An 11,780-nucleotide genomic window follows, 5' to 3' on the forward strand; every position below is an offset into this window, starting at 1 on the left:
CCTATCACAGACCTAGGACTATCCGGTGTTGATTTCATCGATCGGGCTGTTGGAACCGATTCAAAATCAAGATCACCGCATTATCCCAGGCTGCCCCGGAAATCCGTACCGGTTTATCCACACGAAATGTCCCTTAAGCCTCGTCTGATGTGGCCTCGTCGATGTCCTTGGCATTGGCGTTGCTGTCGAAGCGCTTGACTAGGACTATGTGGCCGTCCCGTTCGCTGACTGGTTCGAAACCCAGGTGGAGGTAGAGGCGATGAGCGCGGTCATTGTCTTTAGCCACTGAGAGCGAGATGCCCGGGGCGCCCATTTCGCGGGCGAGGTTGGTGGCGGCGTCGATCAGCAGGGTGCCAACACCCTGGCCCCGGAAGCGGGGCTCCACGGCCAAAGCGAGCTCCGGAATTCCTTCCGCCACGTGGCCAAACCCATGGCGCTCAGCCGTGCCCCAATTCAGCCACACGCCACCGGCGGGGACGTGGCCCTCCCAGGCGATGAAACCTCCGCGGGAAGGCTCCCAACCACCGAGGTAATAGTCGAAACCTTCCTCGAAACCTTCAGGGAGTTCCTTGTGCTCATCGCCGAAAGTATCGGCAAGGAAGTTGATACGGGCTAGATAGGTGCGGTCGGCTTCAGTAAGGGAAAGAAGATGCATGAGTCCATGGTAAGGGCTAAAAGTAGTTGCGCTGAGTGGCAAGAGCCGATGACGGGGAGGAAAATTCGTAGAATCGTTGTCAGCGGAGGTTGGGCTTGCACTTTTCTAGTGACTCTCTAGGCGGTGCCAAAGACAACTTTTCGTTATACGATAATCCCATGCCTGTGAAAGTTACTGATAAGCAATTGGATGCCTGGGTCGCTGAAGCCGAGCGAGGTTATGACCCGCAGGAGTTGAAAAAGCGAGGGCGTGGGCGTCCTGGACGAGGTTCTGAGCCTGCGAAAGTTGTGGCTGTAAGGCTGACGCAGGAAGAGTTAACAAACCTTGACCGGGTTGCAGCAAAGGAAAAGGTGACCCGGTCTGAGTTGATTCGACGGGCAATCAAGCAGATAGTCGCATAAGATGCGAGACTATTCCCCGGTTGGTTCTGCTTGCTGTGCTCTCACCTATTTCCCATGCTCCCATTGGGCATAGGCCGAGGCATAGCGCCCGCCCAGTGCGATGAGGTCGGCGTGGGTGCCGTCCTCGACGATCTGGCCTTGTTCCATGACAATGATGCGGTCGGCCTCGCGGGCTTGGTCCAGGCGGTGGGCAACGACGAGTGAGGTGCGGTCTTTGGTGACGGCCTTGGCGGCGTGCTCGAGTACCTCGGCGTGCTCGGAGCCGGCCTCGGAGGTGGCCTCATCCATGATGAGTACTGGCGGCTGGCGTAGGATCATGCGGGCCAGCGAAAGCTGTTGCTCGGCCTCCGCGCCAATCTCTTCGTTGCCGGCGCCGATGAGTGTGTCCAGGCCTTCGGGTAGCCAGCGCGAATTCTCATCAAGGCCCACGGTGTTGAGCGCGCGCCACAGTTCCTCATCGCTGGCATCGGGCTTCGCCAACAGCAGGTCGCTGCGCAGCGTGCCGGAGAAGAGATGGACTTCCTGAGTAATGAGGGCGACGTGCTCGGTGATCCAGGTATTCGGCACCGTGGCGGTATCAATCCCGTCGAGACTGATGGTGCCCTGTGTGGGGTACTGCAGGCCCGCGACGAGGGAGGCGAGGGTCGATTTACCCGCGCCGGAGGTGCCCACGAGGGCGGTGGTGGTGCCGGCGGTGAGGGTCAGGGAGACGTCGTCAAGCACTGGCGCCCCACCGGGGTAAGCGTAGGAGAGGTGCTCGATGGTGATGGTGGGGGCGTCGCTAAGCCGAGGAGTGTCCTGGTTCGTGGTGGTGCCCTTCTGGTTCGTGTTGGTACCCTTCTGGTTCGCGCTGGTGTGCGCGCTGTCCTCGAGGGTGGCCAGGGCCACGGCGCGGCCGAGGGAGGTCACGGAGTGCTGGATTTCACCGGCGAAGAAGAGGATGTTGAACACATGGATCTCCAGGCGCATGACCAGCAGCACAGCGGCGGTGGCCTCACCAGGGGTAAGCCAGCCCCAGATCACCATGGGCACGGACATGAGGACCGAGCCCAGCAGCAGCACCGCGAAGGCGAGGGCACCCTGGCCAACGATGCGGTTGATGAGCGGAACCTTGTCACCCCAGGCCTGCACCGTGTCCCAGGAGTAGCGCTCCATGCGCGCGTGTGCCCAGTCTTTGAGAGAGAACTGGCGGAGGGTCTCCAGTGCGCGGATGGTGTCCAACAGCACGTTATTACGGTAGGCCTCCACTGACGAGACTTCGTTGGCGATGGCGGGGATATCCCGCATGGTACCGCGGATGAAGGGGTAGAGCAGGCAGCTCACCGCAATGAAGAGCAGGGCGTAGGCGGGGTGGATGAAGATCATCATGAGCGCGGTCAGCGGCAGCATGAAGAGGGTGAGCACTAGGCGGTCACCCATCATGGAGATGGCCATGACCACGGTGTCGATGTCCTTGGACAGGCGCGTGATGATGTTGCCGGTACCTAGTTCCATGACGGCCGGCACGGGGGCACCGAGGGTGGAATCTAGTGCTGAGGTGCGCAGATCCACCGAGAGGCGGCGGGTGGTGGAGGTGACCAGGTAGCGCCCCAGGGTGCGGCCGGTAACCTCCACGAGGAAGCCGACCGCGATGATGATGAGTGCGCCGACCATGGCTGTGCGTCCCGTGCCAAGGACGGGGAGCTCCACGCCCTGGATGATGTCGACGACGCGGCCGAGCACCTGGGAGACCAGGTTCATCATGATGACGGTGACGGTAAAAAGGCCGAAGAAGAGGGCGATGCCGAGCCTGCTAGGGGCACTGGGCAGGGTTTTGAGGAAGCGTAGTGACTCCTGTGGGGAGGCGGGGGCGAGGGCATCCGCGCGGTCTGTGGTGGTGGGGTGGTTGCTCATAGCTCCACCACCTCATCGGCGTTGGCGGCCCACGTGGAGGCGGAGGTGATGACCACTGTGGTCTTGTCGGCGCGCAGTTCGCGCACGCGCTTGGCGACGTCCGCCAGGGTCAACGAATCCAGCCCCGTCGTGGGGTTATCGAGTACGAGAACGTCGGGATCGAGTGCGAGTGCGCGGGCCAGGGCGACGCGCTGGCGCTGGCCGCCGGAGAGGTTGAGGCCGGCTTCGCCGATGGGTGCGGTGGGAAGTTCGCCGCCCGGGCCCAGCCCGCCGAGGCGGATAACAATGTCCTCGCAGGCGGAGGCGTGCAAGGCAGCGTGGCGTTGTGGTGTCGTAGCAGCGCGTAGCGGATCGACGTTGTCCTGCAAGGTGCCTTCCAGCACGGAGATGCGGTGCGGAGGGCACAAAGCGCCGTTGTCGTTGAGGTAGCGCACCCAGGAATCCACGGTGCTGCGGCCCTCGGCGGTCGTGGGCATCCACACGTGCAGGCCAGGGGAGAGCTCGATGGGCGTGCCGGTTGTCTTCTCGGTAGTGGTATTGAGCTGGCCGAGCAGCTCGCCAACACGTTCCACGGAGGCGCGTGCTCTGGCCCAGTTTTCGGTCAGTAGGCCCAGCGATACGCCGAGCGCGGTCAATGCCGGAGGAGCCAGCATGGTAATCGCCATCATGCCGCCGGGGGCAATGTGGCCTTCGAAGGTTTCCCAGGAGGTCCAGGCCAGGATGCCTACCGCGAAGGAGGCGGGGACCATCTGCCGCACCCAGGCCATGAGGGAGGACAGCTTGGCCTCGTGAAGCATGGTGGTTAGGGCTTCGTGAGCGGCGTCGGAAAAGCGCTGGCGGGCAATGTCCTTGGCGCCCAGGCCCTTGATAACGCGGGAACCTTGGGCGAAGTCCGTGGCGAGTGATAACGCGGTGTTTTCCAGCTGGCGGCGGTGCGCAGCAACCTTGGTCAGCGGCTTGGTGGTGGCCCACGAGGCCAGCGCGGTGGCGAGGGCACCGATGAGCAGGGCGGCGGAGACCTGCCAGGAAACCGGGGCGAGGCTGACCACGGCGCCTAAGAGGTAGCCCACCATGACCAGTGGGAAGTTGAGGATCTGCTTGAGTTGGCCGATGTAGTGCGAATCCTCATCCATCGTGTTGAGCAGCCGGCCGGGGCTAATTCCGGCGGTCGAGGCACCCAGCAGCTTATCCAGAAGATTCAGGCGCAGCGTGTGGGTGGTGCGGGCTTGACTCAGATCCGTGAAAGCATCCGCTGTGGCTTCGCAGATATAGGCGACGTAGAGGATGACCGCGGTGGCCGCAAGCGGCAAGGCTACGGTGCGCCAGGAGGGATCGGAAAAGGCATACTGCGTAGTGTGGCCGATGATGACCGAGACCAATGCGCCCAGCGGTGCGTTGATGAGGGTGGCGATGAAGATGCCGATGACGCCGGTGCGTTGGGCACCTAGCATCCGCCACGTGGCGGCGCCGGGCCGAGAGAAGTTGGTGGTCTCAGTGAGGGATACCTCCCCGGTAGGTGGTTCATCGGGGAGGTACCACGACCACGTCCGCATGCGTGGATAGTGAGTCATAAGGACTCATCTTATAGCGGAATGCGCATACGGTGGTGATTCAGATTACAGCAAAGAAGGATCGCTGTAACGGGTTGCGCGGCTTAAGCCAAGTGGTAGTTGTCCACGTCGTAGCCGTTGAACTCGCGGTCGACGCCGTAGTCATCGACGGAGGTGAACTGCGTGCCGTTTTCGATGGCAAAGCGCAGGTTATCCACGCGGGTGGACGGATCACCGCTGACGGCACCGGCCGGAAAATAGAAGGTGTCCCCACTCTTGAGCTTGACGATGAGTGATTCGAAGCTCATTCCTGATCTCCTTGCCTGCTGCTGATAGGGTAGCGGCGCAAAACTGCGCGCGGGCACCGATCCTTCACGATCGATGCCGATTAACCCTCGATTCAAGCAGGTCGGGCCCGTGCAGGCAAAGGAGTGAGATCAAGGCAACGAAACACGCACCCCCAAGGATGGGGGATTAGTTCTCCTCTTCGGTGCGGAGGCGGTGCTTGCCCTCAGACTCGTGGTCGTCGGTGATGCGGGAGGTGTCGGCATCCTTCTTGTCAGCGTTGCTGACCTCGATTTCGGTCTCGACGGCGTCCTGAATAGCGGTTTCTTCCTCGCGGTGCTTGGCCAACTGCTCATCCAGGGAGTCCAACAGCTCCTCATCGCGCTCGACGACGCCTTCCTCAGCCAGGTCGGACTCCTTCTTGGCATCGTCCTCAGTGGTGGAGGTGTAGACCAAGGTGGAGCCCTGCGGTGCAGACGGGGAGGAGAAGTCCTCCACGCGCGGCGGGACGGCGGACTCCTTCTCCTTCTTCTGGGTGAAGAAGTAGTAGATGCCGCCGCCGATGGCCGCAAGGGCGGCAACGAGCGCGGAGATCAGCCAGACCTTCGAGCCCTTCTTCTTGTCCTTACCGCTGATACGGCGGGCCTTCTTCTGCAGCAGAGCGCCTTGCTTCTGAGCCTTCTTTTCGGCCTTGGAAGCCTTCTTCTTTGCCTGCTTGCGGGCCTTGGAGGTCTTCTTTTCTGCTTGCTTCTGGGTCTTTTCCCACTGCTTGGAGGCCTTGTCCTGGGCCTCCGCGGCAGCTTCGGAGAGCTTCTCGGTGGCTTCTTCGCTGCGTTCCTTGAGCTCTTCCAGGGCGCGCTCGAGGCGGGAGTGCGCGGCCTTGGTTACGGCACCCGCTTCGCGGCGGGCCTCGGAGAACCAGTCGCCATCGCGTTCTTCCATGCGGGCGGCGGCGGTCTCTAGGACGGAGTAGGCCTCGCGAGCCTTCTCTTCGCGGCGTTCCTTGAGGCGCTCCACCAGGGCGGAGGTGGCGCTGATGGCTGTGGACAGGGCGGCGGGGTTCATGGGCTCAGGTGCTCCTTTATGTCAATACTGAGGTGATTTGTGTTGGACAACTGTTTATGGAGTGATTGTCGGCGCCGAACCGGGTGTGTCCGCGTTCGCGCTGGATACTCCCTTTCAGCGTAGTGGCGGCGCGCAGGTCCCGCCACCATATGCGCAAAGGCCGCGAGCTGTTCAAAGAAAATAGACAGCTTTGTACGGATGAGGCGGGTTTTTATTCATTGCGGGTTTGCGTTAACGGCGCAGCTGACTGGGTTCTAAAGGTATTACCAAAGCTAGAACGCTTTCGCGAGAAATGGACAGCTTGGTACGTTTTGGGACATCAACACCGACGATAAACAACGATAACCTGCAGAGGAGGTGAGCATGTCTCCGCGACTTTCCGCATCCGCGCCACTAGACCAAATCAGCGAAGATACGCCTAGGGAGCTCAAGCGCACCGCTCTCTCCTTCGAGGTGATCCCGCCGCGCCACGACGCGGATGCTGCGAAGATTGACCGCTTATTGGCCACGCTCGCCGCGTATAACCCCGATTACATCGCCGTTACCAGCTCCCAGCGCTCCGGGTGGCTGGAGGGAACCGCGGCGTTTATTGAGAAGATTTCGCGCGATACCGCGATGCGTCCTCTGGCCCACCTGGCCTGCACCGCCGGTACAGAGGAAGAGCTCGTTGGCTGGATCGACACGCTGGTCGACGCCGGCGTCCGCGGCCTCCTCGCCCTCCGCGGCGATCTGCCGGAGGGCGGCATGCCCGAAGGTCACCTGCCGCACGCTGATTCCCTGGTCCGGCTCATTCGCCGCTGGGAATCGGACCGCGTGGCGCGCTTGGCGGCCGGGCGCTTGGCGGTGGGTGTGGCCTGCTATCCCAATGGCCACGCCGAGTCCGCCACGCCGGACGAGGACATCGACGTCCTTTTGGCCAAGCAGCGCCTGGGCGCTGATTTCGCTATTACCCAGCTTTTCTTTGATGCGGAGGATTACGTCCGCTTTGCCCAGCGCGCCCGGCTGGCGGGTGTGCGCATTCCGCTCATCCCCGGGATTATGCCGATGACGAGCCGGGCTCGGGTGGAGCGAATGTGCCAGCTGTCCGGGCTGGATGGGCCGACCAAGGTCCTCGACCAGCTCGCGGCAGCGACCTCCCCCGAGGAAGAGAAAGAAATCGGCATGCAGATTACGGCATCGTTGGCGAAGTCGGTGATGAACGCCGGCGCCGACGGGCTGCACATCTACACGCACAACAATCCAGACATTACGACTGACCTGCTACATCGAATTGGAGTCATCCCATGACCGCATCCTTCCCCAAGGCCACGATTGAGGGCTACCCGCGCGTCGGTGCCCACCGCGAGCTCAAGCGCGCGCTGGAGTCCTACTGGTCCGGCAAGATCGACGCCGAGACCTTCGAATCCGCCGCGCACTCCCTGCGCCTCGACACCTACGCCCGCCTCAAGGAGCTGGGCCTCACTGAGGATTACGCCATTCCGGCTGACGTTGCCTACTACGACCACGTCCTCGAGACCGCACTGACCGTGGGCGCTGCCCAGGGCGAGAGCCTCGATGATGAGTTCACCCTGGCCCGCGGCAACAAGGACACCGCGCCGCTGGAGATGACCAAGTGGTTCGACACCAACTACCACTACATCGTTCCCGAGATCACCGATGACCAGGCTTTCACCGCCCGCCCGCAGCGTGTTCTGAAGATCGTCGAGGAGGCCCGCGCCGCCGGTCACACCGTGCGCCCGGTCCTCGTTGGCCCGGTGACCCTGCTGGCGCTGTCCAAGCAGGCCGAGGGCGCCACCAAGCAGCCTCTGGACCACCTCGATCAGGCAGTCGAGTCCTACCTCACCGTATTGGCTGAGCTTCACGACGCCGGCGTCGAGTGGATCCAGCTCGCCGAGCCGGCCCTAGTCGCCGACCTCGCCGCCGCTGACGACGCCACCTTGGCCGCCGCACTCAAGACCGCCTACGGCCGCATCCTGGGCGCGGAGAAGCGCCCGCAGGTTTACCTGACCACGCCCTATGGTTCCCTCAACGCCGGCCTCGACGCCGTCGCCGAGCTCAAGCCGGAAGCAGTCCAGGTGGATCTTTCCGTCGGCACCCTGGCCCTAGACAACTCCTACCTCGAGCGCGTGGCCAAGCTCGCCGAGGCCACCCACCTCGCCGCCGGCCTGGTCGACGGCCGCAATGTCTGGGCCGCCAACCTCCGCGACCTGCGCGAGAAGCTCGAGAGCCTCGGCGAAGGCGTCACCGTAACCACCTCCGTGTCCCTGCAGCACGTGCCGCACACCGTGGAGGCGGAAACCTCCCTGCCGGTGGACGTCGCCACCTGGTTCGCCTTTGCTGACGAGAAGATCCGCGAGGTCGTAGCACTTTCCGCCGGCCCGCTCGACGCCCCGGAGGCCTATGCACAGGCCGACCGCGCCGTGCGCACTCGCGCCGAGTCCTCCCGCACCCACAACCAGGCAGTACAGGATCGCACCGCGCAGCTGCCGGAGGGCCAGGTTCAGCGCCAGCCGGAGTTCGCCGAGCGCAACAAGGCCCAGGAAGCCCTCGGCCTGCCGCAGCTGCCAACCACGACCATCGGTTCCTTCCCGCAGACCTCTGAGATCCGCGCCGCGCGCGCCGCACACCGCAAGGGCGAGCTCTCCGATGCCGACTACACCGAGGCACTGCGCAACGAGGTGAAATCCGTCATCGAACTGCAGGAGCGCTTGGGCCTAGACGTCCTCGTCCACGGCGAGCCGGAGCGCAACGATATGGTGCAGTACTTCGCCGAGCTTCTCGACGGCTTCGTCGTCACCGAGAACGGCTGGGTCCAGTCCTACGGCTCCCGTTGTACCCGTCCGCCAATCGTCGTCGGCGACATCTCCCGCCCGAAGGCCATGACCACCGAGTGGGCGAAGTTCGCGCAGTCCCTGTCCGAGAAGCATGTCAAGGGCATGCTCACTGGCCCGGTGACCATCCTGGCCTGGTCCTTCGTGCGCGATGACGTCCACCAGTCAGTCTCCGCCGACCAGCTCGGCGTGGCGCTGGCCGACGAAGTTCGCGACCTCGAAGAGGCCGGCATCGACATCATCCAGATCGACGAACCCGCCCTGCGCGAGCTGCTGCCGCTGCGCGAGAAGGACCGCAAGGCCTACCTCGACTGGGCGGTGCGTTCCTTCCGAGTAGTTTCGTTGCAGGCGAAGCCTGCAACCCAGATCCACACGCACCTCTGCTACTCGGAGTTTGGCCAGATCATCGATGCCGTCGCCGGCTTGGACGCCGACGTCACCTCCATCGAGGCGGCCCGCTCCCGCATGGAGCTGCTCGAGGACATCGATGAGAAGTTCCACTCCGAGATCGGCCCGGGCATCTATGACATCCACTCCCCGCGCATCCCGTCCGTGGCGGAGATGGCCGAGCTCATCCGCGCAGCGCTCAAGAACGTGCCGGTCGAGCGCCTGTGGGTCAACCCGGACTGCGGCTTGAAGACTCGCGGCTACGAGGAGACTGAGGCCTCCCTACGCAACATGGTCCTCGCCCGCGACGAGGTCCGCTCCAGCCTGTAGGGGTTTAAATCTCTGGATTTAAACCGTCCATCGCCGTCAGCTCACTGAGCGCGGCGATGTCTCCGTTTCCGGACCTATCGAAGTGCAGCGCCTTGAGCCCCGCGGCCCGGGCGCCCTCGACATCATTGGCCACCGAATCACCGATCATCAGAGTGGAGCCAGGCTCCACTTCCAGTCGCCGACAAGCCTCAAGGTAGGCCTCTCGGTGCGGCTTCGGATGACCCATCTCCACAGTGGGAAATAACTCAATGTCTGGCAGGTCGAGCCCTCCTGCCCGCAGCTTGCCCTCCTGCATCTCACGAGCCCCGTTCGTTAAAATGCCCACTTTGAGGCCGCGGGACAGGACGTGCTGGAGGGTAGGGAGGGCGTCGCCAAGCGCCTGCCAGTGCTTTTCATACGCGGCCAAATACTTGGCATATTCCGTCAGCGCCTCCTGCTCCGTCATCTCTGGGCGGTTCAAAAACTCCCGACAACGCTCTACCCGCTGGCCCTGATGAGAAACCTCGCCGCGCTCGTAGGCGGCGAACCACTTCTTTTCAATCTCCGCGAAGCGCTCGTGATGCCCGCCTGGCAACCACTCCTCAACGGCTGCGTGCATCGCGGCGGTGTGGTCCATGAGGGTGTCATCGAGATCGAAGAGAATGGCGCGGATCATGCTTGTAACCCTACGCAGATCGCTCACAGCGTTGTGCCGGAACGACGCGGTCGGCGAAATTTCCATACAATGGCTGGCATGACTCAGAAGACCGCAACTGCAACGATGCACACCAACTACGGTGATATCGTTATCGACCTGTTCGGTAACCACGCACCGGTAACCGTTGAGAACTTCATCGGCCTAGCCAAGGGCGAGAAGGACTACACCACCCAGAACGCCAAGGGCGAGCAGTCCGGCCCGTTCTACGATGGCGCTATTTTCCACCGCGTCATCGACCAGTTCATGATCCAGGGCGGTGACCCGACCGGCACCGGCCGTGGCGGCCCGGGCTACCAGTTCCAGGATGAGTTCCACCCGGAGCTGCAGTTTGACCGCCCGTTCCTGCTGGCCATGGCGAATGCCGGCCCGGGCACCAACGGCTCCCAGTTCTTCATCACCGTGGCGCCGACCCCGCACCTGAACAACCACCACACCATCTTCGGTGAGGTCACCGACGCGGCTTCCCAGGAAGTTGTGTCCAAGATTGCTAAGGTCTCCACCGACCGCATGGACCGTCCGGCTGAGGACGTTGTCATCGAGTCCATCGAGATCGCCTAAGCGTTCTTAACTTTTCATCCGAGCCCGCTGCCACGTGATGTGGTGGCGGGCTCGTTGTTTTAGGAGTCTGCGTGAAGAATTATCTCCGTTCGGCGCCAGTCACCATGGTGTTCATGGTGCTGTGCATTGGGGCATGGTTGGTCACGGCGATCCAGGCCAAGACCCTGGTTACCCCGTATTACGAAAGCTCCTTGGCTCAGGACTGGACGTTGTGGGGGCCGGATGTGACTGCGCATCCCGCCATGGTGCTCACAGCCGGATTCATGCATCTTGATGCCGGGCACTTGTTGGTCAACATGGTGATGCTGCTCTTTGTGGGCAGGGAAGTAGAACGCGCTTTGGGTAGTGCGCTCTATGCGGCGGCCTACCTTATCTCGGTGGTGGGCTCCTCGGCCGCGGTGCTGTGGATGGATTTTGACACGCCCACAGTGGGCGCCTCCGGTGCCTTGTTTGCGCTCATGGGTCTACTCATTGGTGTCTACCGCAGCCGCGGTCTAGACCTGCGAGCGCCCATCGTGCTCGTCGTAGCCAACGTCATCTACAGCTTCGTGGCGGAGAACGTCTCCGTGTGGGGGCACTTGGGTGGCTTGCTCACAGGGCTGCTGTTGGCGCCATTCCTCTTTCGCCAACGTGCGTGGCTGCGGTGGCTGGGGATATGGCTTATCGGTGTCGCGGCGGCCGTGTTGGCAGCGTTGCGAGCTGGGCTTTGGGGATAACTCGGGCGTGTTATCCACCAAAACCTTTGTGCGAAAGAATTCCACATAAATTATCCACAATGTGGATAACTACATTTTTGTAATTTACCGAACGTGTGCGCCAAGATAACCGCAGATCAGCAGCTTAATCGGTTGAATTCGAAGTTTTTGTGCGGGCTGTGGGAAGCGTGAAAACACTTATCCACAGCGTGTGGAGAAAGGCTGTGGAATTCGTTTTCCACAGAGTTATCCCCACCCTGTGGATAACTTTGTACCCAAGGTGTTAACAGTGCTCCGGTTGCGGGGTGGGTGGTGGTGTTTTAGTCTCTTGGCCATGGGGGATTTGGAGACTTATTTCTCCTACCGCAGTTCGGGGTTGGATCTTGTGGGGCTTGCGGTAGGCAGTGTGGATGATTTACGCGCGCGTGGTGCA

At 62.3% G+C, this 11,780-nt stretch carries 11 protein-coding genes; 5 read left to right on the top strand and 6 right to left on the bottom strand.

Going from position 1 to position 11,780, the window contains the following annotated elements; translation table 11 throughout:
- Positions 1 to 133 precede the first annotated feature (133 nt).
- On the bottom strand, positions 134 to 655 hold the full coding sequence (locus tag RDN59_RS09530; protein WP_308607635.1) for a GNAT family N-acetyltransferase: 522 nt from the start codon (positions 653 to 655) through the stop codon (positions 134 to 136).
- A 158-nt stretch (positions 656 to 813) separates the two neighbouring features.
- On the opposite strand from RDN59_RS09530, the gene RDN59_RS09535 reads away from it, so the two are divergent.
- A complete protein-coding gene (locus RDN59_RS09535; RefSeq protein WP_308607636.1) occupies positions 814 to 1,056 on the top strand; it encodes a ribbon-helix-helix protein, CopG family in 243 nt (80 codons plus the stop codon).
- Positions 1,057 to 1,101: 45 nt separating this feature from the next.
- Here RDN59_RS09535 and RDN59_RS09540 read toward each other — a convergent pair whose 3' ends face one another.
- The 4 genes from RDN59_RS09540 to RDN59_RS09555 all read right to left on the bottom strand — a co-directional run bounded on the left by RDN59_RS09540 (position 1,102) and on the right by RDN59_RS09555 (position 5,849).
- Positions 1,102 to 2,949: an ABC transporter ATP-binding protein gene (locus RDN59_RS09540; protein WP_308607637.1), complete on the bottom strand. Its 1,848-nt coding sequence runs from the start codon at positions 2,947 to 2,949 to the stop codon at positions 1,102 to 1,104.
- Entirely contained in the window at positions 2,946 to 4,520 is a 1,575-nt protein-coding gene (locus RDN59_RS09545) for an ABC transporter ATP-binding protein (protein WP_308607638.1), read from the bottom strand. Before RDN59_RS09545 ends, RDN59_RS09540 begins: the two co-directional genes overlap by 4 nt.
- Before the next feature lie 83 nt (positions 4,521 to 4,603).
- Positions 4,604 to 4,807 (bottom strand): hypothetical protein, encoded by a 204-nt coding sequence (locus tag RDN59_RS09550; protein ID WP_049156598.1) that lies wholly within the window; start codon positions 4,805 to 4,807, stop codon positions 4,604 to 4,606.
- Positions 4,808 to 4,973: 166 nt separating this feature from the next.
- Entirely contained in the window at positions 4,974 to 5,849 is an 876-nt protein-coding gene (locus RDN59_RS09555) for a hypothetical protein (protein WP_308607639.1), read from the bottom strand.
- Positions 5,850 to 6,212: 363 nt separating this feature from the next.
- Between RDN59_RS09555 and RDN59_RS09560 the strand changes: the two genes are divergently transcribed.
- On the top strand, positions 6,213 to 7,136 hold the full coding sequence (locus tag RDN59_RS09560; RefSeq protein ID WP_308607640.1) for a methylenetetrahydrofolate reductase: 924 nt from the start codon (positions 6,213 to 6,215) through the stop codon (positions 7,134 to 7,136).
- Positions 7,133 to 9,397, top strand: coding sequence for a 5-methyltetrahydropteroyltriglutamate--homocysteine S-methyltransferase (gene metE, locus RDN59_RS09565; protein WP_158382091.1), 2,265 nt, complete (start codon positions 7,133 to 7,135; stop codon positions 9,395 to 9,397). Before RDN59_RS09560 ends, metE begins: the two co-directional genes overlap by 4 nt.
- Positions 9,398 to 9,401: 4 nt before the next feature.
- On the opposite strand, the gene RDN59_RS09570 is transcribed toward metE, so the two are convergent.
- Positions 9,402 to 10,052: an HAD family hydrolase gene (locus RDN59_RS09570; RefSeq protein WP_308607641.1), complete on the bottom strand. Its 651-nt coding sequence runs from the start codon at positions 10,050 to 10,052 to the stop codon at positions 9,402 to 9,404.
- Between the two features lie 69 nt (positions 10,053 to 10,121).
- Here RDN59_RS09570 and RDN59_RS09575 point away from each other — a divergent pair, with 69 nt between their 5' ends.
- Together RDN59_RS09575 and RDN59_RS09580 are read left to right on the top strand one after the other, a co-directional pair.
- On the top strand, positions 10,122 to 10,652 hold the full coding sequence (locus RDN59_RS09575; RefSeq protein ID WP_039672975.1) for a peptidylprolyl isomerase: 531 nt from the start codon (positions 10,122 to 10,124) through the stop codon (positions 10,650 to 10,652).
- A gap of 71 nt (positions 10,653 to 10,723) precedes the next feature.
- Positions 10,724 to 11,368, top strand: a complete 645-nt coding sequence (locus RDN59_RS09580) for a rhomboid family intramembrane serine protease (protein WP_308607642.1) — start codon at positions 10,724 to 10,726, stop codon at positions 11,366 to 11,368.
- Positions 11,369 to 11,780: the final 412 nt, after the last annotated feature.

The organism is uncultured Corynebacterium sp., assembly GCF_902489365.1.
Lineage (GTDB): Bacteria > Actinomycetota > Actinomycetes > Mycobacteriales > Mycobacteriaceae > Corynebacterium.

Coding starts and splice junctions, on each gene's coding strand:
- RDN59_RS09530 (WP_308607635.1), bottom strand. CDS start 655: ATGCATCTTCTTTCCCTTACTGAAGCCGACCGCACCTATCTAGCCCGT.
- RDN59_RS09535 (WP_308607636.1), top strand. CDS start 814: ATGCCTGTGAAAGTTACTGATAAGCAATTGGATGCCTGGGTCGCTGAA.
- RDN59_RS09540 (WP_308607637.1), bottom strand. CDS start 2,949: ATGAGCAACCACCCCACCACCACAGACCGCGCGGATGCCCTCGCCCCC.
- RDN59_RS09545 (WP_308607638.1), bottom strand. CDS start 4,520: ATGACTCACTATCCACGCATGCGGACGTGGTCGTGGTACCTCCCCGAT.
- RDN59_RS09550 (WP_049156598.1), bottom strand. CDS start 4,807: ATGAGCTTCGAATCACTCATCGTCAAGCTCAAGAGTGGGGACACCTTC.
- RDN59_RS09555 (WP_308607639.1), bottom strand. CDS start 5,849: ATGAACCCCGCCGCCCTGTCCACAGCCATCAGCGCCACCTCCGCCCTG.
- RDN59_RS09560 (WP_308607640.1), top strand. CDS start 6,213: ATGTCTCCGCGACTTTCCGCATCCGCGCCACTAGACCAAATCAGCGAA.
- metE (WP_158382091.1), top strand. CDS start 7,133: ATGACCGCATCCTTCCCCAAGGCCACGATTGAGGGCTACCCGCGCGTC.
- RDN59_RS09570 (WP_308607641.1), bottom strand. CDS start 10,052: ATGATCCGCGCCATTCTCTTCGATCTCGATGACACCCTCATGGACCAC.
- RDN59_RS09575 (WP_039672975.1), top strand. CDS start 10,122: ATGGCTGGCATGACTCAGAAGACCGCAACTGCAACGATGCACACCAAC.